This window comes from Hyphomicrobium sp., assembly GCF_020852195.1.
In the GTDB taxonomy this organism is placed as follows: Bacteria; Pseudomonadota; Alphaproteobacteria; order Rhizobiales; family Hyphomicrobiaceae; genus Hyphomicrobium_C.
Genome location: NZ_JADZBI010000230.1, coordinates 13,069 through 35,484, shown reverse-complemented (window position 1 = coordinate 35,484; position 22,416 = coordinate 13,069). Strand labels below are relative to the sequence as shown.

The following is a 22,416-nucleotide window of genomic DNA, read 5'->3' as shown; positions in this document are numbered from 1 at the left end:
CGGCGAAGCGCAGCGCATCAAGCTCTCGAAGGAATTGAGCCGCCGCGCGACGGGCCGCACGCTCTACATCCTCGACGAGCCGACCACGGGCCTTCATTTCCACGACGTGGCGAAGCTGCTGGAGGTGCTGCACGAGCTGGCCGACGCCGGCAACACGGTGGTGGTCATCGAGCACAATCTGGAGGTGATCAAGACCGCCGACTGGATCATCGACCTCGGCCCCGAAGGCGGCGACGGTGGCGGCCGCATCGTGGCGCAGGGCACGCCGGAGGACGTGGCGGCAGTCAAGGAGAGCTATACGGGGCGGTATCTCAAGGACTTGCTGGCGCGGCGGAGCAGTCGTGCCGGAGGCGCGCAAACAAGTCGTGCCGGCGCGCAGACAAAGAGCGGCAACGGCAAGAAGCAGGCGGCGGAGTAGCTCAGTTCGACAGCGCCATTGAGCACGTGGCGCCGAATTGCACGCTGCGCAGGATCATTTTCAGCCGGCTTGGGCCAACCTGGATCGGCGTCCAAGCCCCTATTTCGAGTAGCACATCACGAGGTTGGGCATCGTCATCAGCGATGCGCAGCTTGCACGAGCGATCGTCGGCGCCGAGCCAGGTGACCACCACCAGCCCGTCGAAAAGCAGCTCCGCGGAATTCTTGGCGATCCAGAAGTCTGCGTCCTGCTCAGGCAACCGTGCCGGCTTGGGCTTCGCGGCGAGCTTCTTGATCTGCGCCTTGGCCTGATCGAGCTCGGCCTTGGCCTTGTCGGCTTCCCCCAGCCGGCTTTTTTGCGCCTCGACCTCGGCCTTGAGCTCGGCGATGACGCCCGCGCTCACCTGCGCTGCAGCGGCTTCCTTCTCGTAGAGATCCTTGTAGCGGGCGACTTCATCCTTGAGCTGGCGCACGCTAGGCCCCTCGCCGAGCGCTTCAGCTACCAGAGCTTCGCTATCCTGGATCCACTTCCCCCAGTGCGCGACGGGCACGAAGAACTGATTGACCACGAGCCCGGAGATGAAAATGCCAGCCAGCACACTGTAGATCTCTCGTGGAGTCTCCGGAATGAAGCTCATCGATCCCCCCTCGTATTTTCATCATTCTGCCGCTGAGCTTTGCGGGCTGCAAGGCAGGATGCCGGCGGCCTTGGCATTCGGCATCGGCCGACGTCAGGCGAATTTTGCGGGAGGCCGGCACGTCTCCTGCGGACCCACACTCGGCGTGCCGCAAGTCAGTCACTCACCAACTGCAGAGCTTAGGAATAAAATTTTGTTGCGCTCCTGTCCCACTGGCTTGGTAGCTTAGGCGTGCGACGCTCCCGGGGGCGCCGCATTCGGGCTCGGCGTTGGGGCCGAGGGGAGCTTTTTTAAGGGGAGATCTTTTTCATGAAGCGCACAGCACTGGTTCTTTCCGCACTGGCAGCCGCGGGCCTGCTGATCGGCACCATGGGCTCGGCTCCGGCGATCGCCGGCAAGAAAGCCGAAGCGCCCAAGACCATCTTCGACTACATCGAGGCCGACCTGAAGGCGATCGACAAGGCGCTCTTCGGACCCTTCACGAAAAAGAAGTAAGCCCGCGTCGAGCGCTCAGGTTCTTTGACCCCGCCGGCCTTGCGCAAGGCCGGCGGCACGGTTTAGCGTACCGGAATGAGCGCCACGGCTTCGATCTGCGTCAGCCGCGTGCGGGAGCAGGCAAGAGGCCTGCTGTCAGGCGGGCCTGACGCGCGAGACCGTCCTTACCGCCTGTTCCGACGGGAGCGCACCGACGTTGAAGCGTGCCCTATGCGCCCGCCGCCATCGCGGAGCGGGGCTCCGTATCGACACGGCATTGACGCTGAGACCTAGCCCCGGTGAAGGCCGGCAAGAAGGCGGCAAAGCCCATGGGTCCCAACATCTTCGAGCTCACCGAAGGGGACCTGAAGCCAGCTCAAAGGCCCGCTTGCGCAGTGCTTTCGCTCATATCGCGCGAAAAACGGGAAGAAACAGCATCCTGAGCAGATTTGTCACCGGCCCAATCCTTTCGCCATTTCTTCAACACGTCTTCGCACTTTTTCGGAAGCTCGGACGATCCGGATTCAGCAACCAAGCAGTCGGAGACCGAAGGTGCTTTAGGCTCCTCCTTCTTCTTAATCTCCTCCCCCTTGAACGTAATGGTCAACTTGTTGGTCACGTTCTGGTTCAACGTACCCAAGGGAAAATTAGTGATTGGCACCAGGGTGATCAGTCGCTTGAACGAAGATGTCAGCCCGGCCACGAGAACAAATTTGGTCTCCAGCTTTATTTCGGATAGATATGTAACTGGGCCATCCTTGATTTCGCTCTTCCATGTCTCGGAGAAAAATCCGTGAAGCCAGGCATTTATGCCTAGTTTATTGAGGGAGAATGGGTTTAGCTTGTTAGCAAGGTCGCTTTCGCCACATTTGTCATAAAACTTCTTATCGACCGCGCTCTGCTTCATTTTCAATGTGACGGTCGCAGTTACCGTCCCCGTGCCGTTAAGCTCGGCCTTCGGAGCTTTTATTTTGTCGCTGCCGGCTATGAGTATGGCGGTCAGCAGGTCTCCCTTGTCCAGATCGACTTCCGTATAATCGACTCCACCCTTCGAGGCCACCACCACCTCAAGAACGATGGTAGCCTCTTCGTCGTTCTTTAATTTCAGTTTGCTCCCGCTTTTCTCAGCCTTTGCGAAGTGATGCGAAAGAAATGCGCCAAGCTCGCACTTGACGCTATTCTCGACCTCTGCCAGTGGAATGATATGGCCGTGCGCGGGAGCGGCGAGAATGTTCGTATCGCTGAAACTAGGAAAAAAATTCGTGCATCCGCCGCAGCCAATCGCACAGATCGCAGCGATCCCCATCGAGTAACGCATTACACGACACCAAAAAGAAAAAACATAAATCCGCACCGGCTCCTAACGCAAACGCGCCGCGTGGAAGCCATGGTTAATCCGAGCACTGTAGTTGCATGACGCTCAGAACTGCAACCAGCGTAAGAAGAATCTCCGTCCACGTTGCATGACGGTAACAAGTTCGCGCCGCAGCTGGGGGGTAATCTCTTCTCACGCGCGAAACCTTATCCCCACCCCTCCCCACACGCCCTACCCTCACTCCATCCCGCTCATCCGGGGGCCGGCGCGAGCTGGGCGTCCGCGAGTGGGGGCTGCGCCTCCCCTCAAGACTGGTACCCATCAGCTGGCCTGGCCGCGCGCGGGATGGACCGAGGTCGTGATGGGCCTCGGCGTCCAACGTGAGCGGACTGGGATGGTCGGCTCAAGGTCTCGCGCCGGTGGAGGGCGTCATCGCGGGCCGAGGCGGTCGAGGCGTGCGCGCCGAAGGCCAAGCCGGCATCAAGTGGCCGTGGCGCACAGCAGCGGCGGGGCGGCGCAAGCCGCATCCCGAATTGTTTTTACGGCTTCGCCGCTCCGCTCCCCGGATCAGGCAGCAACCGCGTTCCTCCTCACCTCTCGCGTTCGGCGTGGGAGCGCGTGTCCGCGTGGCCTCCGTCGTGATGCAGTCCCAAGCGCAGGGAGGCGAATTTCCGTCATCTCGTGCAGCGTCACCGTCTTCTTGGAACCGCAGCGCCGTCGTCGCCGTTCAGAAGCCCGACCGGGGTAGCAGTAAGGAGACCACATATGCGCACTTTGACCCTTGCGGCCGTCGCCGTCGGTGCCGCGCTTTGCGTCAGCGTCCCGTCGGCGAACGCCGCGCCGCCCGCATCGGCGCCGCTCGGCAAATCCCTGTCCCAGAGCATTCTCACCGAGCCCGTGCAGTATCGCCGCTACTGTCGCCGCTGGAGCCGCGAGTGCCGCGTCCGCTGGGGTTGGGGCTGGCGCTACCGGCGCTGCATGGCGCGCCACGGCTGCTGATGGGCGCGCCGCCTCCGACCGCAACCGCGCGTGACGCGTAGAGGACAGGCCGCAGGAGTGATCCTGCGGCCTGTTGCGTGGGGGCTGCGTCACGGCCGGGCCGCGTCAGCGGCTGAAGAACAGCCACAGCACGAGCGACAGCACGAGGCTGATGACGAGCGAGGTCGTGATGGGGATGTAGATCCGCGTGCCCTCGCGCTCGATCAGGATGTCGCCCGGCAGCCGGCCGAGGCCCAGGCGCTCGCCGAGCATCCACACAAGCCCGACGACGATCAGCACCAGCCCGGCAATGACGAGAAACTTGCCCATGGTACGACCTCGCGTCCGCAACTCCTGTCGGAAAAAATGTTGGTGCGCCCGCAGCGTCAGATGCGCTCGGAGCTCAGGTCGGCAGCACGGACTTGATCTGCGCCTCGTACTGCTTCAGCGCCTCGAGCGCACGCTCCTTCATCGCCGGGTCGCGCTCGCCGGCCGTCTCCGGCTGGAAGCCCTCGATGGCGCTCCTCGCGTCGTCCAGCATCTTGGTGGCGGACTTCCAGGGGTTGAGCTCGCGCTTCAGCATCGACTGCAGGAGCTGGGTGAGGATGACGCCGGTGGCCAGCGCCAGGCCGGAAAGCTCGGCGACCTCGCGCTTCAGCGCCGCGATCTGCTCGGTGGTGTCGGTCGTGTCCGTCATGAAAGGAAGCTCCGTTGTGGCGCCAAACCCCAGTCGCTTCCTAATCCCGGGCTCCGGCCGGCGCAAGCCGGGGAGGCGGCTGGGTCTGAGGAAGCGCGGGGCGGCGGCGGAACCCGAGCCGCTTTACTCCGTTGACCTGCAAACAAGACCGGAGGCGCCCCAATGAGCCAGAAATCCCTCGCCGACATCGCCAGCGACATGCGCGGCATCGACATCGCCATGCTCTCGACCATCACCGAGGACGGCGGCATCGCCAGCCGCCCCATGAGCAACAACGGCGACGTCACCTACGACGGCAACTCCTACTACTTCACCCGCGAGAGCGCGCGCATGGTGCGCGACATCGAGCGCGACCCCGACGTCTCGCTGGCATTCGCCTCGAAGCCCGGCCTGCTCAGCAGCGGAGTCTACATCGCGATCGCCGGGCGCGCCGAGATCATCCGCGACAAGGCGGCGTTCGAAGCCCACTGGACGCCCGACCTCGACGCGTGGTTCGAGCAGGGCATCGATACGCCGGGAGTCGTGATGCTGAAGGTGCATGCCGATCGCATCAAGTACTGGAGCGGCGCCGAGCAGGGCGAGGTCGCGGTATAGAGCCCAGGCCGCGGCCTGTCGAAGGTCTCGGGGCTGCGATCCGGATTACAATGCCCTGCGAGGACGGGACGATCCGTCGGGGCAATTCCCTGCGGGCGTGACGTGCGCGCATGCCTCATTTCGGGAGCAGCGACGCGGTGCTATGCGGGCGCGCCGGATTCCCGGGAAGCCGATGTCTTCCATGCGGGAGTTGCCGGACGGAAGCGCATCAACCGCCGACAGGTTCCCCGCATGTCCCAGCCCATCGACCGTACGCCCCTTCGCCTGCTCGCCTCGCTGATCTTCGGCTCGCGCTGGCTGCAGGTGCCGCTTTACCTTGGCCTCATCATCGCGCAGGGCGTCTACGTGTTCCTGTTCATGAAGGAGCTCGCGCACCTCCTCTCGCACGCGGGCTCGTTCGGCGAGCAGCAGATCATGCTGATCGTGCTCGGGCTCATCGACGTGGTCATGATCTCGAACCTGCTCGTCATGGTCATCGTCGGCGGCTACGAGACCTTCGTCTCGCGCCTGAAGCTCGAGGGACATCCCGATCAGCCGGAATGGCTCGACCACGTCAATGCAAGCGTGCTCAAGATCAAGCTCGCCATGGCCATCATCGGCATCTCGTCGATCCACCTCCTGAAGACCTTCATCGAGGCCGGCAACCTCGGCATGGAGGGCGCAAAGTTCACCGAGCCCGGCGTGATGTGGCAGACGATCATCCATATCGTCTTCATCCTGTCGGCGATCGGCATCGCCTACGTGGACCGTCTCGGGCGCGATCTCCCGGCGAAGGCCGGAGCGCAGCACTGAAACAAAGAGCGGGGCGGCATGGCCGCCCCGCTCGCGATTGATCGAGCCTGCCGCGACGTGACTACTTGATCGCGGCCTCGGCCTCCTTGGCGGTGGCCTCGGCCTCGGCGAGCTTGCCTTCGGCGCACTGGCCTTCGAGCTTGGCGATCAGCTCGTCCACCTTGGCGGCGTCGGCCTCGGACAGCTTCTTGGCCACGGCCTTCTCGGCAAGGCTGAAAGCCAGCGCGTTGCAGGCGTCCTGATCGGCCGGCGGCGCAGCAAGCGCAGGCACGGCCAGGACCGATGTTGTCACCAGGGCCGCCGCAGCGGCTATCGTCTTGAGCATGGCTGATGTGTCCTCGTTGGAGCGTTCAAAGTCGCGGCCGCAGTCATGCGCGGCCGCGAAGAGTGGATGCAATCGACAAGCCTCAGCGGCGGGGGCCGCCTCCGCCCGGGCCGAAACCGGGACCACCGGCTTCCAGCGCCAGCACGCACACCTCGGGGCCCTTCTTGAGGTTGAGCGAGGGCAGATACTCGAGCTCGATGCGTTCGATCGTGCGGCGACGGCCATCGAGATCGATGGCGCGCGTCTCGGTGCCCTTGGGAATGGCGGCGCGCACGTCGAGCACCTGCGAGGTGCGGTCGGTGAACAGGACGCGCAGCCTGTTGAGCCTCAGCGTTCCGTCGCTCACCTGCAGCTTGAGGGCGCGGAAAGCGCCTTCGCGCCTGCCGACGCGGATCTGATCCTTGGTCTCGAGGAAGCCGACGCGCTGGCAGCCAAGCTGGGCCCATTGGGCGACCTCGCGCCGCTTCTCGCCGTAGAACTCGATCTTGACCGGGCCGAAGGCGCGGTAGGTGATCTCGATGCGCTGGATGAACGATCCGCCGCGGCCTCCGAGATCGATGGGCCGCGAGCGCGTGCCGGCCTTGAACACCTCGCGCACGCGCAGCTCCTCACTCTCGCCGCCGCCGTAGACGATCTTGAGATCCTCGATGCGTGCATCGCCGCCGGTCACCGTGAAGCCAAGCGACTGGAAGCGTCCTTCCCGGCGTCCGACCTCGATCACGTCGCGCTCGAGGCGAGTGCCGATCTGGGCGGTGCCCAGCAGCTCCCAGTCGGTGCGGTTGTCGGGTCTCCAGTCATCGCGGCTGCGTTGCGCCTCGGCGCTGGTCAGCGGCATGACGACAGCAATCGCGCAGACGATTGCGAGAAAAGATCGTTTCGACATGAAAAAGAACTCCTGGGCTCCCAGCGTGCATGTAGCCGTACAAAAGGTCGGTACACGTTGCCCGCCCCGGATGACATCTGTTTGAGCCTAAACGATGACGGCGACACGTCTTAAAGCGTCTAGCTCGCGGGCTCCGCCAGCGGATCTGCCATACGGTCGCCTCCGGATCTGTGCTAAGGATTCGCGTTCCGACAGAGGGCAGTTACCAATGGGGACCCAATTCATGAAACGTCTGTTCGCAATCGCTGTGCTCGCCACCGGGCTTGCTGCACCGCACGCGCTTGCCGAGGTCAACGAGGCGGTGAAGAACGCCTGTCGCGAGGACTACCACAAGAATTGCGAAGGGCTCGAGGTCGGCAGCGAGGAGCTGCGCAAGTGCATGCGCTCGAAGGCGACCGATCTCTCGAAGGAATGCCTGAAGGCGCTCGTCGAACACAACGAGGTCACGCAGGAGGACATCGAGAACTACCTCAAGGAGATGGAAGCCAAGGCGAATGCCCAGTAAGGGCTGGGAGCCGGAAGAGCATCCGTAACAAAAAGAGCGAGACATCCATGCGTCACCTGCTGCCGCGCGCGCGGCTCCAATCGCTGCGCGCTTTCGCCATGATCACCTTCGCCGCCGTGCTGGCCGGCGCCGTTTCCGTTCATCCTGCCGCGGCGGCCGGAGAGGAGACGACCACCGCCTCCGGTCTCAAGATCGTCGATACTGTGGTCGGCACCGGCGCGACGCCGCAGACGGGCCAGACCTGCGTCATGCACTACACGGGCTGGCTCTACGAGAACGGCCAGAAGACCACGAAATTCGACAGCTCCGTGGACCGCGGCCAGCCGTTCGCGTTTCCGATCGGCGTCGGCCGCGTGATCCCCGGATGGGACGAGGGCGTCGCCAGCATGAAAGTCGGCGGCAAGCGCACGCTGATCATTCCGCCGGAGCTGGGCTACGGCGCGCGGGGTGCCGGTGGTGTCATCCCGCCCAACGCCACGCTGATCTTCGATGTCGAGCTTCTCGATTTGCAGTAGCGGCCCGTGGGGAAGCAACCCGAGGCTGTGACGGGCCTGGTCCGCGGACCAGGCCCGTCGTCGATTTCCCTATTGCGACTTTAGTCCATGGGCCGCCGGCATCGTGGCTGTTGGCCGTTCGGGTGATGCAACTTATCCACGGGCCTGCAATACTGGCATCAGACTTCGCGCGTATGAATGTGTGCTCGCCCCTTGAGCGGAGGTCATCATGCGCCTTTTCCTGCTCCCGTTCGCGCCACGCTACAGCCTGCTCACCATCGCGCTGGTCTGTGCGGTGGGGTTCGCAGCGCTGCTATGGCGGGATCCCGACAATCTCGCCGTGGCCGCGGGGCTCGTGGCCTTCGCCTCGCTCGCTGCGCTCGGGGTGCGCGACCTTCTGCAGACCAAGCACGCCATCCTGCGCAACTATCCTATCGCGGCGCACTTGCGCTTCATCCTCGAGGACATCCGTCCTGAGATGCGCCAGTACTTCTTCGAGGCGGACAAGGACGGATCGCCGTTCCCGCGCGACAAGCGGGCGATCGTCTACCAGCGCGCCAAGAAGGATCTGGACAAGCGTCCGTTCGGCACGCAGTACGACGTCTACGAAAGCCGCTACGAGTGGCTGCACCATTCCATGGCGCCCAAGGCACCGGTGCGCGAGCCGTTCCGCGTCACCATCGGCGGGCCGCAGTGCAGTGCTCCCTACTCGGCGTCGGTGTTCAACATCTCGGCCATGAGCTACGGGTCGCTGTCGGCGAACGCCATCCTCGCGCTCAACCAGGGTGCCAAGATGGGGGGCTTCGCCCACGACACCGGCGAGGGGGGCGTGACGCCCTATCATCGCCGGCACGGCGGCGACCTCATCTGGGAGATCGGCTCGGCCTATTTCTGCTGCCGCAACGCGGACGGGTCTTTCTCGGCGGAGAAATTCGCGGCCGTGGCTGCCGATCCGCAGATCAAGATGATCGAGATCAAGCTCTCGCAGGGCGCCAAGCCCGGTCACGGCGGCGTGCTGCCGGGTGCCAAGGTGACGGCCGAGATCGCGAGCATCCGCGGTATCGAGGAGGGCCGCGACTGCATCTCGCCCGCGCACCATTCGGCGTTCACGACGCCGATCGGACTCGTCGAGTTCGTCGCCGAGCTGCGTCGCCTCTCTGGCGGCAAGCCGACGGGGTTCAAGCTCTGCATCGGCCATCCCTGGGAGTTCCTGGCGGTGGTCAAGGCCATGCTGGAAACCGGCATCACGCCCGACTTCATCGTCGTCGACGGCAAGGAAGGCGGCACGGGGGCGGCTCCGCTCGAGTTCATGGATCATCTCGGCATGCCGCTGCGCGACGGGCTTTCGTTCGTGCAGGCGGCGCTGGTCGGCGCCAACCTGCGCGACCACATCCGCATCGGGGCGTCGGGCAAGATCACGTCGGCCTTCGACATGGCGCGCGTCATGGCGCTGGGTGCCGACTGGTGCAATGCGGGGCGCGGGTTCATGTTCGCGGTCGGCTGCATCCAGGCGCAGCAGTGCCACACCGGCAAGTGCCCGACCGGCGTCGCCACGCAGGATGCGGCGCGTCAGCGCGGCATCGTGGTGCCGGCGAAGGCAGAGCGCGTGATGCAGTTCCACAAGGAGACGATCAACGCCTTGGCCGAGCTGATCGCGGCTGCCGGGCTCGACCATCCGAGTGCGCTCAAGCCGCAGCATTTCATGCATCGCGCGGCGCCCGACCGGGTCGTGACCTTCGCGGAGCTCTATCATCAGCTCGCGCCGGGCGAGCTGCTGGCGGGCACGAGCGATCCGCACTTCCGTGACGCGTGGGCGCTGGCCCGCGCCGACAGCTTCGCGCCCGCCGCGGTACGCCCGCTCCCGCAAGCGGCGGAGTAAAGACTTGACATCTCCGCCCTCGCAAGGGCTACCGTTGCGCGACGTTCCGCCTATTGGGCCTGTTGCGAAATTCGAGGCAGGTTTCTCTGGATCTGTCGGCCCAAGCCTTTGGCGTCGAGCAAGCGGAAACTTGCGTGGGTCCCGACGAAGGTCGGGGACCCACGCCAGCCTCCACAAACTGTCCAACAGCAGGATCCTCGCGCGACGGTGCAGCGGGACGCGGTCTAGGACACTGAACTGATCGAACTAGGCTCTAGTCGCGGCGGGCGCGGCGCCGTTCCGTCCGGTTCGACTTCTTATCGCGATTGCTGAGCTGCTTGCAGAATGCGCTCTTGCTGCCGCTGAGGCAGCCGTAGCGCTCGAGCAGCTCGGCGTCGCGCTCGCTCACGGGGCCTCCCGCCCGCGCGTTGGCGCGGGCATGCTCGACCTCCCAGTACGAATCCGCGCGCGCGATTGCAGGGCCGAGCGCGGCCAGCGCGCCGAGGGCAAGAGCCATCAAGGTCGATGTTCGCCGCATGAGCGGTCCTCCGGATGTCCCCGTACCCAGGACTAGCACGTAGGCTATGCCGGCGGCCGGATCAACCCATGGCCGGCCCCTCCGGCTGCCGCGCCTGTTCCCTGGGGAATAGCGAGCGCTTCCGCCGCCCGGCAATGATCGGCCATCGAGACCACGAGATTTCATCTTTGCATCCTCGGAAAAAGGGGACGACGTGCCATGATGCTGAACATTCGCACTCTGACGCTTGTGGCGGTGGGAGCCATCATCTGGTCGGCGGACGGTGCCCGCGCCGCCGGCGATCCCTCCGGCCTCTGGTTCGACCACAACGGCCGCGGCGCCGTCGAGATCGCGCCCTGCGCGAGCGGCAACGGCCTCTGCGGTTATGTGGTTCACATCAAGGACCCCAAGAACAACAAGCGCTGCGGCATGCAGATCCTGGGCAACGTGACGCCGAACGGCGGCGGCTGGATCTACAGCCCGGACCGCGGCAAGAAGTACAGCGTCGCACTCACGCGGCTCAGCGACGACCAGTTGCGCGTGGTCGGCAACGCCGGCTCGTTCTTCAGCAAGACCTTCACCTGGAACCGCGCGCCCGACGATGTCGCACGCTGCGGCGAGACGACGGCGGCCGCGCCGGCCGCCGCGAAGCCTGCCGAGACCGCTGCGGCCGAAGCCCCGGCGCCGGCTCCGGCCCGCGAGGCGTCATCCGAAGCGAATGCGACACGATCGCTCGGCGCCTCGAGCGCGTCGCTGGCGCTGATGGGCGTGCCCGTGAAGCGTGTGGCAGCGACGCAGGACGAGGTCGCCCCCGCGCCCGCCGTCACGCATCAGCCGGCGCCCGCGCCGAAGGAAGCCGCAGCGGAGAAGACCGTTTCCGCACCGGCGCCGGTTGCGGAGGAGGAGAGCTTCGATGCCGTCCCCGAGCGCAAGTGCAAGTTCAAGATCCCCTACGTCGGCCGCGTGATCTCGGTCCCCTGTCGCGACTAGCATCACGTCCGTGCGCACTCCCGGACGCGGTGCTAGATAAAGGCCGACGCAAAGCGGTGACGGTGCAGGAGGCGTTCTCCCGCATCGTCACCGCCGCACGTCCTTGAGCAGGGTTACGGCCATGAGCGCGGCGAGGAGGGCGCCCAGGGTCGAGGCCGCGGAGGCGATCTCGAAGGCATGCACGAAGGCGCCACGGGCGGAGTCAAGCAGTTGCGTGCCTGCCGCGCCGCCCAGTTGCGCGGCCGCATCGACGGCGCCGCCGAGCGTATCCTTCGCCGCGTCGACGGCATGCGCCGGGACGCCGACGAGAGGTTGGCCGGCCATGGCGCTACGGTAGATCGCCGTCACGAGGCTGCCGAGCACGGCGATGCCGAGGGCGCCGCCGAACTCGAAGCTCGTTTCGGAAATGGCGGACGCGGCGCCGGCGCGCTCGGGCGGTGCCGCGGCCATGACGAGATCGGTGGTGATGGCGCCGGTGGGGGCCACGCCGAGGCTGAGGATCATCATGCCGGTGAACACAAGCCAGGGGCTTTGCGTCGCGGCAAGCTGCGTCAGCAGCGCGAAGCCCAGGGCGGAGATCACGAAGCCGGTGGCGATCACGACGTGAGGCTGGAAGCGGCGCACGAGAAAGGGCGCGGCTACGGATCCGAGTGCGAACACGATGCCCGAGGGCGCGGTCCAGATGCCGGCCTCGAGCGGTCCCATGCCGAGCACGAGCTGCAGGTATTGGGCGATGAACAGGAAGGTGCCGAAGATGACGAACAGGGCCACGATGTTGGTGGCGAGCGCGGCCGAGAAGCCGCGCACGCGGAACAGGCCGACGTCGATCAGCGGGTCGGCGAGCGCGGTCTGGCGCTGGAAGAAATAGGCGCCGATCAGGAAGCCCGCGCCGATGGCGAACAGGGGCAGCGGCGCCACGCCTGCCTCGGCGATGCGCTTGATGCCGTAGATGATCGCCAGCACCGCGGCCATGGACAGCACCGCGCTCGGGATGTCGATGCGCCCGGCGTTGGGATCGCGAAACTCGCGCAGCAGGTACGGGCCGAGTGCGAGCAGCAGCAGCATGATCGGCACGTTGATGAGGAATACCGCGCCCCACCAGAAGTGGGCGAGGATCAGGCCGCCGACCAGCGGGCCGATGGCCGCGCCGACCGAGAAGCAGCCGATCCAGACGCCGATGGCGAAGGCGCGCTCGCGGTCGTCGTGGAACATGTTGCGGATGAGCGAGAGCGTCGAGGGGGCGAGCGTCGCCGCCGCGAGCCCCTGCAGCGCACGTGCCGCGATCAGCATCTCGGCGCTGGTCGAGAAGGCCGCGATGGCGGACGTGATGCCGAACACGGCGGCGCCGATCAGGAGCAGGCGGCGGCGGCCGATGCGGTCTCCCAGCGTGCCCATGGGGATCAGCGCGCCGGCGACCATGAAGCCGTAGATGTCGACGATCCACAGGAGCTCGGCTGAGCTCGGCTTCAGCGCGGCGGTGATCTGCGGGACGGCGAGATGCAGGACCGTGAGGTCCATCGAGTAGAGCACGCACGGCAGCGCGATGACGGCCAAGCCGATCCAGTCGCGCCGCTCGGCCTTCAGGGGCACGGTCTCGTCTGACATGAACGCTCTGGACTCCGGGCGATCCGCGATTGCCGTTGGCCGCTCGGGGCCGACGGCAGGGCTATGCCGGGTCTTAGAGGGCTTCCGGAAAGGTGTGAAGCAGTTTCCGATAAGAAGTATGACAAAACAAAGCGCTAGGATGTTTCCGTGTTACATGGAGACATTGCCGGGGCATTGCGCTGTGTTTCGATCGAAGCCGGAACATCGCCAGCGGCTTTTTGCGCGTCTCAGCGGTAGATGTAGGTGATGAGGAACGTGCGGTCGGCAACCGTGGATCGATACGGCGGCAGCGGGAAGTAGGTCTGCTTGGTCGCGAAAACCACGCTCTGGTCGAGACTGGTGCCCGAGGCATCGAGCACGCGCACCTCGGCGAGGTCGCCGTTCTCGGTCAGGATGAGACGCACGGTGACGCGGCCGAAGGTGCCGCGCGGCGGCGGCATAGTCTGGCGCAGCGCGCGGATGACGGCGCGGCCGAACTCGTCGTTCTCGCCCGAGCGCGTGATGCCCGGCGGACGCGAGGCGGCGGCCGAGCGACCGGGCGGCGCGTTCTGGAAATCCTTCGGCGAGGGGTCGAGTCGCGCCTGAGCCGGCGGCTTCTTCTTGGCGGCGGGTGCCGGCGGCGTCTGCTTCTCGGCGGGCTTGGCAGGCTCCTGCTTCGCATCCTCTGGCTTCGCGGGCTCGGGAGGCTTTTCGGCCGGCTCCTCGGGCTGTCGCGCGGTCGCCAGGTCTGGCAGCGTGGTTTCGAAGTCGGGCAGCGCAGCGGTCTTCTGCTCGCTCTCGGCGGGTGGAGTCTTCGGGGCCGGCGGCGCGGTTGCGGGCGTCGCGGCCGGCTCCGGCGTGGGCTCGGGCGTGGGGGGCTGCTCGGGCGTGGGCGTGGCGGGAGCCGCCGGCGCGCCGGCCGGCGGCATGGCCACCGTCTCGCGGCTTCGGAGATCGGCCTCCGTCACGATCTCGACCGCGATGGCGTCGGATTGTCCGGACGCGTCGCCGATAGTGCGCGGCACCGAGCGTCCGATCTCGATGAACAGCGCGGCGTGCAGGAGAAAGGCGAGCACGAGCGCAAGCTGGAACGTGCGCTGCCTGGTCTGGAGCGGCGGAACCAATCGCTCGGTCAGCGCAATGGTATCGTCGTCGGCCGTTTCCATGGGCGCGCTTGGCTTGCTCCGCGAGGCACCGCCCTCTTTACCATATGGAGCGGGATGTCCACATCGAGCGGGCCGGCCGGCAGGTTGTCGCGCCTCGTGCGGCGGATCTATGCTGTGGACAATATAGTCGCAGGCGCCTCAACCAGCGCGGGACGAGATGAGCGAGCGCGGAACCATCAGAGCCGGGATCGGCGGCTGGACCTTCGAGCCCTGGCGCGGCGTGTTCTATCCGGAGAAGCTGGCGCACGCCAAGGAGCTCGCGTTCGCGAGCCGCGCGCTGCCGTCGATCGAGATCAACGGCACCTACTACCGCTCGCAGACGCCGGCGACGTTCGCGAAATGGGCGCGCGAGGTGCCGGACGGGTTCGTGTTCTCGGTCAAGGGGCCGCGCTTCGCCACCAACCGGCGCGTGCTGGCGGAGGCGGGGGAGTCCGTCCAGCGCTTCCTCGAGTCCGGCGTGACGATGCTCGGCGACCGGCTGGGACCGATCCTCTGGCAGTTCGCGCCGACGAAGAAATTCGATGCCGCCGACTTCGGCGCCTTCCTCGCGCTGCTGCCAGAGAGCTTCGACGGACGCAAGCTCAAGCATACGGTCGAGGTGCGCCACGCGTCGTTCAAGAGCGCGGAGTTCATCGCGCTCGTGCGCCGCTTCGGCGTGCCGGTCGTGTATGCGGATCATCCGACCTATCCGGCGATCGCGGATCCGACCGGCGATTTCGTCTACGCGCGGCTGCAGAAGGGCGAGGACGAGATCGCAACCTGCTATCCGCCGGAGGACATCGCGGATTGGGCTGCGGTGGCAGCCACGTGGGCCGAGGGCGGCGTACCCGCGCGCGTGGCCGGCGACTGCGTGGCGCCGCTCGCCGAAACCTTGCGCCGTCCGCGGGACGTGTTCGTCTATTTCATCCACGGCGGCAAGATGCGGGCGCCCGCCGCCGCGCAGGCGTTCATGGCTGCGCTTGGAGAAGATGTGCCGCCGTCGGTGACGCCGTCGCCGGCCACGAGCAAAGCGAAGGGCGGCGCGCAGCGCAAGAAGGCCTGACGCCGCCGTGGGCAGCTCTGACGGTCAGTTGGGAACGGGCTGGCTGTCGCCGAGCTTGCTTTCGGCCGTCGCCTTCATGCTGGCGAGGCCTTTCTCGAACTCGCCGCCGACCATCTTGTCCGGGTTCATGAACACGCAGATGGCCTTCTGGATGAAGTCCTGCTCGCCTGACATGGCCCAGGTGACGACGGTGCGCGGGCCGTCCGGCTTGAAGGTGAACTCGGTGGTGTTGGTGCCGCTCCACGGCTTCAGGAAATCGATGCGGATGCGGATGCGCTCGTGGGGCTTGCTCTCGAGCAGCGTCATGCTGCCTTCGCCGACCGCCGCGTTGCCGGCCCAGCGGAACACCGCGCCCTCGCCGGAGTCAGGACCTTCGAACGTGGCCTTGGCGTCAGGATCGAGCTTGGCCCACGGCGACCACGCCTGCCAGTTGTGGAAGTCGTTCACCTCGGCGAATACGGCCTCCGGCGGCGCGACGACGATGGTCGAGCGCTCGATGCGGAACGCCGACGGCTGCAGCGCCACGTAGACGACAAACGCCAGCACAACCGCGACAACCGCGAGCAAGATCCGTTTCAGCATCGCCGATCCTCTCCATGCCCTATCCAACACGCGCACCCCCATATCATCCTGCCGGGGGCGGCGCCACCGTCACGCCCCTTGACCGGCGCCGCAGGAGAGGCTTGCCTAGCACCGCGACCGGGGAGCGGTCGCACAACATCGGGAGATTGAGACGCATGGGATCGAAGCGCATGGGCATGACACGATCGATATTCTCGCTTTCCGTGCTGGCGGCCGCAGCCCTCGCCGTCGGCTCCGCGCGCGCGGCCGATCCCGGCTACGTCGGCACCTGGGCGTCCGACCTCGCCCAATGCAAGGTGCCGCAGGAGCGGCAGGAGGCGCCGCTCGTGCTGTCGAAGGACGGTTATGATCAGCACGAGACGCACTGCAAGTTCACGTCCGTCGACGGGGCGGACGGCGAGTGGAAGGTGAAGTCGAATTGCACCATCGAAGGCACGGCCGAGCCCTATGATTTCACGCTCACCGTTTCCGGCGACACGCTGACAGTGACCGACGAGGCCGGCGCGCGCGACCTCCTGTTGTGCAAATAGGCGCGACGGAAATCGGCGTCTCCCGCGTTTCTCCCTGCAAGACGGCGCAACCGGATCCCCCCTTCCGGACATCGGCCAGGACGGCCGGCGCCGATCGAGCAAGGAGAACCGATCAATGACTCGCAAGGGTAAGTTCATTCTGGGAGGGCTCGCCGCCGCAACGGTGGGCCTTGTTGCCGCCGGCGCGATGGCCGAGCGCGGTCACTACTGGGAAGGCCACAAGGGCCATAAGGGTCGTCATTTCGGCCACGGCTGGGGCGGCGGCGGCGTCATGGGCCTTTCCTTCGGCGGCCCGAACTACCGCATCTGCCGCGGCGACGTCGGTGAGAAGACCGACCTCATGCTGGTGCGCCTCGAGCATCGCGTGAAGCCGACCGACGCGCAGAAGGAAGCCTTCGATGAGTTCAAGACGGCGGCGCGCGCGGCGGCCGAGAAGCTGCGCGAAGCCTGCCCGCAGCGGCCCGAGCGCACCGATGATGGTGAGCGGGCGAAGCGCACCACGATCGATCGCCTGGCGCAGACGCAGACCGGGCTCGAGACCTCGCTCGAGGCGCTGAAGACCTTCCGGCCGGCGGCCGAGAAGTTCTACGCCGCGCTCTCGGACGAGCAGAAGGCCAAGCTCGACCGCCGTGGCCGCGGCAAGGGGCATTGGAACCGCGACCGCGACCGTGGTCCCCGCGACAAGGGCGGCGAGAACGAGCGCGCACCCGAGGCGCCTGGCGAGCCGGACGGTCCCGCCCCCGACGATAAGGGCTGATCTCGGACAGGGGCTTCCGGAGCAGCTTTTTCTTAACGGAAGCCCACAAAACCAAAGATCTCAAGGCGCAGAGGGAGATTAACTCTCTGCGCCTTATTTGCGTCGTTTAGATATTCCCGCGTCGAAGCCTTGATAACTCCCTAAAGCTGGCCCATCGTATACGCACCAGTTCAGGGGTACGGCTTGCGAGGTAGCAATGCTCGGGCGCGTTGCGCTAACTTTATTGTTGTTGCTTGTCTCGGGAGCGGCGGCGCTGCTCGCGGCCGGCCATCTCGGGATTAATCTGCCGTGGACGATCGCGGTCACGGACCAGGAGCCCGCGTCAAAAGATCGTGAAGCGGAGGCTTCCACCGAGGCTGCGAAGACGCCGGAGAAGGCCGTCGAGGAAACGGTGGCCGCACTCGATCCGGCTCCGAATGGGGCGCCGCCCGCCGACGGACAGGTTAGCATCGACATTTCGCGCATCTCGCCGGACGGCGCTTCCGTGTTTGCCGGACGCGCCGAGCCCGACAGCTACGTGACGGTGCTCGAGAACGGTAAGCCCGCGGGCACCGCGAAGGTCGACTCCAACGGGGAGTGGTCGCTCTCCACCGAGTACAAGTTCGCAAGCGTCGATCCGAAGCTCAGCTACGAGGTGAGCCGCACGCCGCCGCCCGAGCCTCCGAAGGCGGAGACAGCGGCCAGGCCCACGCCGCCGCCGTCGGCGGCCTCTGTCGCCGGCGAGGTGATGCGCAAGTTCGAAAACCTGGTCGAGGAAGCGCGCGAGGAGGCGAAGAAGGGCGAGCAGGATAAGAAGAATGAGGAGACGGCCGCCGCGCCACAGGAGACGGGCGCGCCACGCAGCGAGAGCGCTCCGCCGGATGTGGTGGCCGCCGCGCCGCAAGCAGGTACGGGCTCGACCGCGCCGTCCAGCGACGGGCCGCGCGGCGGCGCGACGGTGACCGTCGATCCAGACAAGACGGAGAAGAGCGGGTCGGCGGGCGTGCAGACGGATGCCATCCCGGTGCCGATCATGTTCGTCTACAACCAGGCAACGCTGACGCCCGACGGCGAGCGCGCCGCGGCGTTGCTGCTCGAGTATCTGACACTCAAGCGCCTGAACGCGGTCGAGCTCACCGGCCACGCCGACGAGCGCGGCAGCGACGCCTACAACTACGATCTCTCGCGCGAGCGGCTCGAGGCCGTGGCCCGGATTCTCAAGGACGGCGGCTATGCGGGCGAGCTGACGCTGCTCCCCAAGGGCAAGACCGAGCCCTATAAGGGCGTCGACCGCTCGGCCTACAGGGGCGAAGCGCTCTATCAGCTCGATCGGCGCGTGGAGCTGCGCGTCGCGCGCTGATCTCCTTTCGTGATGGCGAAGAAAAAAAGGCCCCGGTGCAAACCGGGGCCAGGACGACGCGTGGGAGGAGGAATGCGCGGGGTGGAAACGGCGATTACTGGCAGGTCTGAAGCAGCTCCCAGATTCTCTTGCACTGGCCGGCCTTGTTGCAGACCGTCTTCGGCGTCTTGATGTAGGAACAGTGATAGGCGCCGGAGAAACCCTGGTAGCCGTTCATGGGCCTGTCGAACTGGTAGGTGTTGGAGAAGAACTCTTTGCCGCCGCGGGCATGGGCATCGCCGCCGGAGGCGAGGGGGGCAAGGGCGGCAACAGCCGCGAGCGCGGCCAAGGCGGTGGTGCGAAGCGTGAGGGTCATTGGAACCTCCTCATGGGCGGCCTTGCGGCCGGTGCGATCTCGATGAGGACATGCTACGTCCCGGCTGTCCGGGCCGCTGTTCCGGGTGGGACAGCTCCAACTGGTCTTGCTTGAGGTCCGGGCAGCAGGGTCCGTCCGGCGCGAAAGGGAAGATATGACGGCGCAGAGTCGATCGGAGGACAGCGGTCTCTCGCCCGGTCTCCAGGGGGAGGCGAGCGTGGTGGTGACGGAGGACCAGACCGCCGTGGCCGTGGGCAGCGGGACGATCGCGGTCTTTGCGACTCCGAGCCTCGCCGCCCTGATGGAGCGGGCGGCCGTCGCCTGCGTCGAGAATCACCTTGCGCCGGGCGAGGCAAGCCTCGGCGTGCACCTCGCGCTCGATCACACGGCTGCGTCGTTGCCGGGACAAAGCGTATCAGCCCACGCGACACTGACCGCCATCGACGGTCGCAGGCTCACCTTCGCCATCGAGGCGCAGGACGACGCAAAGCCGATCGGCAAGGCCACCCACATCCGCGTTGTCGTCGATGCGGCGCGCTTCCTGTCGAAAATCTCCCGCGAGACGAGCTGAATCTTCTCCCCGACGGGCTTTTCCCCACCCCTGAGCGCGGGTCTCCCCGGCGCCACCTTTTGCTGCTAAGAAGGGTGCAACCAATCGGGGAGGACATGATGCGCGCACCATTGTCGATGTTGCTTGTTCTGGTCGCCACGGCGGCTTTTGCAGGGGATTCTTCCAAGGCGCCGCAGGCCGCTGAGGCTCCGTCCGAGACATCGGCGCTTCCCGAAGGTCCCAAGACGGCGTGCGCCAATCCGGACGCGCTCGGCGTCGCGCGCACGGTCGAGATCGACACCACGGGCGGGCCTGGGTTCGGCATGGAGCACTACAAGGCTTATGACTTCCTGCAGGACAAGGAGGTGGTGCTCACCTTCGACGACGGTCCGCAGGTCAACACCACGAAGGCCATCCTCGACGCGCTCGACGAGCAGTGCACGAAGGCGATCTTCTTCAGCCTCGGAAAGATGGCGCTCGGGCTGCCGGAGATCATCCGCGACGTGGCCCAGCGCGGGCATACCGTCGGCACGCACACGTGGTCGCATCAGGACCTACGCAAGAAATCAGATCAAGAGGCCAAGGACGAGATCGAGAAGGGTATCAGCGGCGTGCGACGGGCCGTGGGCGGGCCGATCTCGCCGTTCTTCCGCTATCCCTATCTGCGCGATTCGCAGGTGACGCTCGCCTATCTCGCGAGCCGCAACATCGCCATGTTCTCAACCGACACGGACAGCTTCGACTTCAAGCGCCAGACCCCCGAGAAGCTGGTCGAGAACATCATGAAGCGGCTTGAAAAGCGCGGCAAAGGCATGGTCCTGATGCACGATATCCAGCCGCACACCGCCAAGGCGATGCCGGGTCTGCTCACGGCGCTCAAGGCCGGCGGCTACAAGGTGGTGCACATGCGGGCCAAGGACGAGCTCAAGACGCTCGCCGAGTACGACAAGCTTATCGAGAAGGACGTGAAGGGGCTGCCGGCTGCGGGCAGCGAACGGCCGCTGTCGAGCGTCGTGCGCACCGTGCCCTAGCGCATGCTCAATTCAGCCTGAAGCGCTCTGCTCTCATACGTCTTGGCCAGGTCCAGCCCGGCCATGACGCGTTGGGGGCAAGGTGATGCGGAGCTTCGATTCAAGGCGCGCGACGGGCGTCGACTGAACGCGGTCCACCCCTTATTTCCCGGCGTTCGTGCGGCATGGTTTCGGGGCGGGCGCGGGGACGCGCGCGGGCTCGCAGGCTGCTCGATGTGGAATTCTCCCCGCTTTACGGGCGGTCTGCGGCCGCAACGACGGTACGAAAGTCAAAAAGCACAGATTCCAGAAAAAGATGTCCCGTCCCTCGGGTTGCGTCGGTAAACTCCCTAAAAACGCCAAAAGTCGGCGGGAGAGAGTTTCGATGACCATGAGACGGATATTCCGCCTGGCCTCCGCGGCGGGCCTCGCGCTAGCGCTTGCGCTGGCGAGCGCCCCCGCGTCGGCCGAGACGTGCACGCCGGAGAGCTTCGGCGAGGCGGTCGACGCGTCGGCGGCCGAGCTGCGCGCGTTCAGCGCCGAGACGCAGCCCAAGCTCAAGGCGAAGCTGCAGGCGCTGCGCGATCACAAGGGCTGGACGGAGCCCGACTTTGAAACCAAGGGCCTCAAGCTGGTCCATGATGCCAAGCTCGACGCGTTCGACGCAGAGGCGAGCGACCTCCTGAGCAAGATCGATACGCTCGGCAGCCCCGACGGCGGCGACGCCGGGGAGGAGGCGGCGACCTGCGCCAATCTCGCCGACCTCAAGGCCGCGTCGAGCGAGCTGATGGCGGTGATGCGCGCCAAGTCGGCCTATCTGATCGAGAAGATCGACCGCGAGATCGCGAAGAGCGGGCCGGCCGCCGCGCCGCCTCCGGTGGCGGAAGCGAAGCCAGCACCGGAGCCCGCGTCGCCACCCGTCGCTGCGGCGCCGCCTGCCGCCAAGGAGCCGACGCCGTCGCTGTCGCCCGTGCGGCCGACGGAGACGGCGAATGCGGAACCGCCGCGCTCCTCCGAGCAACCTCGGTCGGTGGAGCCGCCGGTTGTCGCGGAGGCGCCACCGTCTGCCGAGCCGCCGCCGGCGACCGCGCCGCAGAAGCGCGAAGAGCCCAAGGTGGCCGACGAGAAAGAATCCGACTCCACATCAAGCTGGAGCACGACCACGGCCCAGGCCGTGATCCCGCCGCCGCCACTGCCGCGCGGACAACCGAACGACGGCGTCGCGCCCAACTACGACGCGCCGCCGCCGGGCACGCCCTACGAGCTGCCGCCGCCAGAGGGCGAGGACGGCGCGTCGGCGTTCGATGCGGAAGGCGGCGGGTACACCATCGACGAGATCAGAGAGGCGACGCGAGGCTTTTTCGGCACCGTCTCGACGTCGCTTGCGAGCGTGATCGAGCATGCGTTCCAGAAGTCGGGTCGGCCCACCGCCTACGTGCTCGGCACCGAGGGCGGCGGCGCGTTCCTCGCAGGCCTGCGTTACGGCGAGGGCACGCTCTATCTGCGCAACGGCGGCAGCCAGAAGGTCTATTGGCACGGCCCGTCGATCGGCTACGACGTCGGGGCCGAGGGCTCGCGCACGCTGTTCCTGATCTATGATCTGCACGAGCCCGAGACGCTGTTCCGCCGCTTTACCGGCGTCGACGGCTCGGCTTATCTCGTGGGCGGTGTCGGCATGACGCTGCTCAAGGGCGGCCCCGTCATGATGGCGCCGATCCGCTCCGGGCTCGGCCTCAGGATCGGCGCCAGCATCGGCTACGTGCGCTTCTCGCCGCGCCCGACCTGGAACCCGTTCTAGCCGTATCCGGTCACAACACGGACTGCGCTTTGCCTGTGGGATCGGTTGCGCTGTCGCACGAGGATCCTGCGGACGTAGCGGGTGTGGCAGCTTGCGTGGATCCCGGCCTGCGCCGGGATGACGTCGAAAGGAGGCGAGCCGCCCCCACACATATACCGTCATGCCGGCGTCATGGCGAAGCCATGCTCCGCATGGACGGCCGGCACCCACGCAAGTCTCCGCGCAT

26 protein-coding genes and 1 pseudogene are annotated in these 22,416 nt (G+C 66.3%); 16 read left to right on the top strand and 11 right to left on the bottom strand.

The annotated features are described in order from the left end of the window. A pseudogene (locus IT540_RS19025) lies at positions 1-418 on the top strand (excinuclease ABC subunit A); the annotation flags it as partial. A 1-nt stretch (position 419) separates the two neighbouring features. Here the strand turns inward: IT540_RS19025 and IT540_RS19020 are convergent. Next, entirely contained in the window at positions 420-1,055 is a 636-nt protein-coding gene (locus IT540_RS19020; protein WP_291181362.1) for a hypothetical protein, read from the bottom strand. 309 nt (positions 1,056-1,364) lie between these two features. Between IT540_RS19020 and IT540_RS19015 the strand changes: the two genes are divergently transcribed. Beyond that, positions 1,365-1,550, top strand: coding sequence for a hypothetical protein (locus tag IT540_RS19015; RefSeq protein WP_291181360.1), 186 nt, complete (start codon positions 1,365-1,367; stop codon positions 1,548-1,550). Positions 1,551-1,905: 355 nt separating this feature from the next. On the opposite strand, the gene IT540_RS19010 is transcribed toward IT540_RS19015, so the two are convergent. After that, the gene (locus IT540_RS19010; protein WP_291181358.1) at positions 1,906-2,847 is read right to left on the bottom strand and encodes a hypothetical protein; all 942 of its coding nucleotides are present in this window, start codon (positions 2,845-2,847) and stop codon (positions 1,906-1,908) included. A 762-nt stretch (positions 2,848-3,609) separates the two neighbouring features. On the opposite strand from IT540_RS19010, the gene IT540_RS19005 reads away from it, so the two are divergent. Beyond that, a complete protein-coding gene (locus IT540_RS19005; RefSeq protein WP_291181356.1) occupies positions 3,610-3,843 on the top strand; it encodes a glycosyl hydrolase family 5 in 234 nt (77 codons plus the stop codon). A gap of 105 nt (positions 3,844-3,948) precedes the next feature. On the opposite strand, the gene IT540_RS19000 is transcribed toward IT540_RS19005, so the two are convergent. Next, the gene (locus IT540_RS19000) at positions 3,949-4,152 is read right to left on the bottom strand and encodes a DUF2905 domain-containing protein (protein WP_291181354.1); all 204 of its coding nucleotides are present in this window, start codon (positions 4,150-4,152) and stop codon (positions 3,949-3,951) included. Between the two features lie 73 nt (positions 4,153-4,225). Further along, a complete protein-coding gene (locus IT540_RS18995; protein ID WP_291181352.1) occupies positions 4,226-4,519 on the bottom strand; it encodes a hypothetical protein in 294 nt (97 codons plus the stop codon). Positions 4,520-4,681: 162 nt separating this feature from the next. On the opposite strand from IT540_RS18995, the gene IT540_RS18990 reads away from it, so the two are divergent. After that, entirely contained in the window at positions 4,682-5,113 is a 432-nt protein-coding gene (locus tag IT540_RS18990; protein ID WP_291181350.1) for a pyridoxamine 5'-phosphate oxidase family protein, read from the top strand. A gap of 231 nt (positions 5,114-5,344) precedes the next feature. Continuing rightward, entirely contained in the window at positions 5,345-5,905 is a 561-nt protein-coding gene (locus IT540_RS18985) for a TIGR00645 family protein (protein ID WP_291181348.1), read from the top strand. A 61-nt stretch (positions 5,906-5,966) separates the two neighbouring features. Here the strand turns inward: IT540_RS18985 and IT540_RS18980 are convergent, their stop codons facing one another. Continuing rightward, positions 5,967-6,230 carry a hypothetical protein gene (locus IT540_RS18980; protein ID WP_291181346.1) on the bottom strand — a complete coding sequence of 88 codons (264 nt, stop codon included), beginning with the start codon at positions 6,228-6,230 and terminating at the stop codon, positions 5,967-5,969. An 82-nt stretch (positions 6,231-6,312) separates the two neighbouring features. Beyond that, on the bottom strand, positions 6,313-7,113 hold the full coding sequence (locus IT540_RS18975; protein ID WP_291181344.1) for a hypothetical protein: 801 nt from the start codon (positions 7,111-7,113) through the stop codon (positions 6,313-6,315). 223 nt (positions 7,114-7,336) lie between these two features. Here IT540_RS18975 and IT540_RS18970 point away from each other — a divergent pair, with 223 nt between their 5' ends. From IT540_RS18970 to IT540_RS18960, 3 genes are all read left to right on the top strand, one after another. Beyond that, positions 7,337-7,618 carry a hypothetical protein gene (locus IT540_RS18970; protein ID WP_291181342.1) on the top strand — a complete coding sequence of 94 codons (282 nt, stop codon included), beginning with the start codon at positions 7,337-7,339 and terminating at the stop codon, positions 7,616-7,618. Between the two features lie 98 nt (positions 7,619-7,716). Continuing rightward, positions 7,717-8,133, top strand: coding sequence for an FKBP-type peptidyl-prolyl cis-trans isomerase (locus tag IT540_RS18965; protein ID WP_291181368.1), 417 nt, complete (start codon positions 7,717-7,719; stop codon positions 8,131-8,133). Between the two features lie 208 nt (positions 8,134-8,341). Then, a complete protein-coding gene (locus IT540_RS18960; protein WP_291181341.1) occupies positions 8,342-9,991 on the top strand; it encodes an FMN-binding glutamate synthase family protein in 1,650 nt (549 codons plus the stop codon). Between the two features lie 253 nt (positions 9,992-10,244). On the opposite strand, the gene IT540_RS18955 is transcribed toward IT540_RS18960, so the two are convergent. Further along, entirely contained in the window at positions 10,245-10,508 is a 264-nt protein-coding gene (locus tag IT540_RS18955) for a hypothetical protein (RefSeq protein WP_291181339.1), read from the bottom strand. A gap of 198 nt (positions 10,509-10,706) precedes the next feature. Here IT540_RS18955 and IT540_RS18950 point away from each other — a divergent pair, with 198 nt between their 5' ends. Then, positions 10,707-11,477, top strand: coding sequence for a DUF2147 domain-containing protein (locus IT540_RS18950; RefSeq protein ID WP_291181337.1), 771 nt, complete (start codon positions 10,707-10,709; stop codon positions 11,475-11,477). An 87-nt stretch (positions 11,478-11,564) separates the two neighbouring features. Here the strand turns inward: IT540_RS18950 and IT540_RS18945 are convergent, their stop codons facing one another. Together IT540_RS18945 and IT540_RS18940 are read right to left on the bottom strand one after the other, a co-directional pair. Then, a complete protein-coding gene (locus IT540_RS18945; RefSeq protein ID WP_291181335.1) occupies positions 11,565-13,082 on the bottom strand; it encodes an MFS transporter in 1,518 nt (505 codons plus the stop codon). Between the two features lie 227 nt (positions 13,083-13,309). Further along, positions 13,310-14,227, bottom strand: a complete 918-nt coding sequence (locus IT540_RS18940) for an energy transducer TonB (protein ID WP_291181333.1) — start codon at positions 14,225-14,227, stop codon at positions 13,310-13,312. Positions 14,228-14,384: 157 nt separating this feature from the next. On the opposite strand from IT540_RS18940, the gene IT540_RS18935 reads away from it, so the two are divergent. After that, positions 14,385-15,269, top strand: a complete 885-nt coding sequence (locus IT540_RS18935) for a DUF72 domain-containing protein (protein WP_291181332.1) — start codon at positions 14,385-14,387, stop codon at positions 15,267-15,269. 24 nt (positions 15,270-15,293) lie between these two features. Here the strand turns inward: IT540_RS18935 and IT540_RS18930 are convergent, their stop codons facing one another. Then, the gene (locus IT540_RS18930; RefSeq protein WP_291181330.1) at positions 15,294-15,851 is read right to left on the bottom strand and encodes an SRPBCC family protein; all 558 of its coding nucleotides are present in this window, start codon (positions 15,849-15,851) and stop codon (positions 15,294-15,296) included. A gap of 176 nt (positions 15,852-16,027) precedes the next feature. Here IT540_RS18930 and IT540_RS18925 point away from each other — a divergent pair, with 176 nt between their 5' ends. The 3 genes from IT540_RS18925 to IT540_RS18915 all read left to right on the top strand — a co-directional run bounded on the left by IT540_RS18925 (position 16,028) and on the right by IT540_RS18915 (position 18,477). Then, entirely contained in the window at positions 16,028-16,381 is a 354-nt protein-coding gene (locus tag IT540_RS18925; RefSeq protein WP_291181328.1) for a hypothetical protein, read from the top strand. A gap of 115 nt (positions 16,382-16,496) precedes the next feature. Continuing rightward, positions 16,497-17,138, top strand: coding sequence for a Spy/CpxP family protein refolding chaperone (locus tag IT540_RS18920; RefSeq protein ID WP_291181326.1), 642 nt, complete (start codon positions 16,497-16,499; stop codon positions 17,136-17,138). 196 nt (positions 17,139-17,334) lie between these two features. Beyond that, positions 17,335-18,477: an OmpA family protein gene (locus IT540_RS18915; RefSeq protein ID WP_291181324.1), complete on the top strand. Its 1,143-nt coding sequence runs from the start codon at positions 17,335-17,337 to the stop codon at positions 18,475-18,477. Positions 18,478-18,571: 94 nt separating this feature from the next. Here the strand turns inward: IT540_RS18915 and IT540_RS18910 are convergent, their stop codons facing one another. Continuing rightward, on the bottom strand, positions 18,572-18,832 hold the full coding sequence (locus IT540_RS18910; RefSeq protein ID WP_291181322.1) for a hypothetical protein: 261 nt from the start codon (positions 18,830-18,832) through the stop codon (positions 18,572-18,574). 154 nt (positions 18,833-18,986) lie between these two features. Between IT540_RS18910 and IT540_RS18905 the strand changes: the two genes are divergently transcribed. The 3 genes from IT540_RS18905 to IT540_RS18895 all read left to right on the top strand — a co-directional run bounded on the left by IT540_RS18905 (position 18,987) and on the right by IT540_RS18895 (position 22,190). Next, positions 18,987-19,403: a thioesterase family protein gene (locus IT540_RS18905; protein ID WP_291181320.1), complete on the top strand. Its 417-nt coding sequence runs from the start codon at positions 18,987-18,989 to the stop codon at positions 19,401-19,403. Positions 19,404-19,501: 98 nt separating this feature from the next. Further along, positions 19,502-20,413, top strand: a complete 912-nt coding sequence (locus IT540_RS18900) for a polysaccharide deacetylase family protein (protein WP_291181319.1) — start codon at positions 19,502-19,504, stop codon at positions 20,411-20,413. A 364-nt stretch (positions 20,414-20,777) separates the two neighbouring features. After that, positions 20,778-22,190 carry a DUF1134 domain-containing protein gene (locus IT540_RS18895; RefSeq protein ID WP_291181317.1) on the top strand — a complete coding sequence of 471 codons (1,413 nt, stop codon included), beginning with the start codon at positions 20,778-20,780 and terminating at the stop codon, positions 22,188-22,190. The last annotated feature ends 226 nt before the right edge of the window (positions 22,191-22,416 follow it).

Bases quoted from the DNA above. Each gene is read 5' to 3' on its own strand.
- IT540_RS19020 (WP_291181362.1), bottom strand. From the start codon at position 1,055: ATGAGCTTCATTCCGGAGACTCCACGAGAGATCTACAGTGTGCTGGCT.
- IT540_RS18920 (WP_291181326.1), top strand. From the start codon at position 16,497: ATGACTCGCAAGGGTAAGTTCATTCTGGGAGGGCTCGCCGCCGCAACG.
- IT540_RS18970 (WP_291181342.1), top strand. From the start codon at position 7,337: ATGAAACGTCTGTTCGCAATCGCTGTGCTCGCCACCGGGCTTGCTGCA.
- IT540_RS19005 (WP_291181356.1), top strand. From the start codon at position 3,610: ATGCGCACTTTGACCCTTGCGGCCGTCGCCGTCGGTGCCGCGCTTTGC.
- IT540_RS18900 (WP_291181319.1), top strand. From the start codon at position 19,502: ATGCGCGCACCATTGTCGATGTTGCTTGTTCTGGTCGCCACGGCGGCT.
- IT540_RS18965 (WP_291181368.1), top strand. From the start codon at position 7,717: ATGATCACCTTCGCCGCCGTGCTGGCCGGCGCCGTTTCCGTTCATCCT.
- IT540_RS18950 (WP_291181337.1), top strand. From the start codon at position 10,707: ATGATGCTGAACATTCGCACTCTGACGCTTGTGGCGGTGGGAGCCATC.
- IT540_RS18910 (WP_291181322.1), bottom strand. From the start codon at position 18,832: ATGACCCTCACGCTTCGCACCACCGCCTTGGCCGCGCTCGCGGCTGTT.
- IT540_RS18990 (WP_291181350.1), top strand. From the start codon at position 4,682: ATGAGCCAGAAATCCCTCGCCGACATCGCCAGCGACATGCGCGGCATC.
- IT540_RS18960 (WP_291181341.1), top strand. From the start codon at position 8,342: ATGCGCCTTTTCCTGCTCCCGTTCGCGCCACGCTACAGCCTGCTCACC.
- IT540_RS18985 (WP_291181348.1), top strand. From the start codon at position 5,345: ATGTCCCAGCCCATCGACCGTACGCCCCTTCGCCTGCTCGCCTCGCTG.
- IT540_RS18915 (WP_291181324.1), top strand. From the start codon at position 17,335: ATGCTCGGGCGCGTTGCGCTAACTTTATTGTTGTTGCTTGTCTCGGGA.
- IT540_RS18935 (WP_291181332.1), top strand. From the start codon at position 14,385: ATGAGCGAGCGCGGAACCATCAGAGCCGGGATCGGCGGCTGGACCTTC.
- IT540_RS18905 (WP_291181320.1), top strand. From the start codon at position 18,987: ATGACGGCGCAGAGTCGATCGGAGGACAGCGGTCTCTCGCCCGGTCTC.
- IT540_RS19015 (WP_291181360.1), top strand. From the start codon at position 1,365: ATGAAGCGCACAGCACTGGTTCTTTCCGCACTGGCAGCCGCGGGCCTG.
- IT540_RS18925 (WP_291181328.1), top strand. From the start codon at position 16,028: ATGACACGATCGATATTCTCGCTTTCCGTGCTGGCGGCCGCAGCCCTC.
- IT540_RS18895 (WP_291181317.1), top strand. From the start codon at position 20,778: ATGACCATGAGACGGATATTCCGCCTGGCCTCCGCGGCGGGCCTCGCG.
- IT540_RS18980 (WP_291181346.1), bottom strand. From the start codon at position 6,230: ATGCTCAAGACGATAGCCGCTGCGGCGGCCCTGGTGACAACATCGGTC.
- IT540_RS18940 (WP_291181333.1), bottom strand. From the start codon at position 14,227: ATGGAAACGGCCGACGACGATACCATTGCGCTGACCGAGCGATTGGTT.
- IT540_RS18995 (WP_291181352.1), bottom strand. From the start codon at position 4,519: ATGACGGACACGACCGACACCACCGAGCAGATCGCGGCGCTGAAGCGC.
- IT540_RS19010 (WP_291181358.1), bottom strand. From the start codon at position 2,847: ATGCGTTACTCGATGGGGATCGCTGCGATCTGTGCGATTGGCTGCGGC.
- IT540_RS18945 (WP_291181335.1), bottom strand. From the start codon at position 13,082: ATGTCAGACGAGACCGTGCCCCTGAAGGCCGAGCGGCGCGACTGGATC.
- IT540_RS18975 (WP_291181344.1), bottom strand. From the start codon at position 7,113: ATGTCGAAACGATCTTTTCTCGCAATCGTCTGCGCGATTGCTGTCGTC.
- IT540_RS19000 (WP_291181354.1), bottom strand. From the start codon at position 4,152: ATGGGCAAGTTTCTCGTCATTGCCGGGCTGGTGCTGATCGTCGTCGGG.
- IT540_RS18955 (WP_291181339.1), bottom strand. From the start codon at position 10,508: ATGCGGCGAACATCGACCTTGATGGCTCTTGCCCTCGGCGCGCTGGCC.
- IT540_RS18930 (WP_291181330.1), bottom strand. From the start codon at position 15,851: ATGCTGAAACGGATCTTGCTCGCGGTTGTCGCGGTTGTGCTGGCGTTT.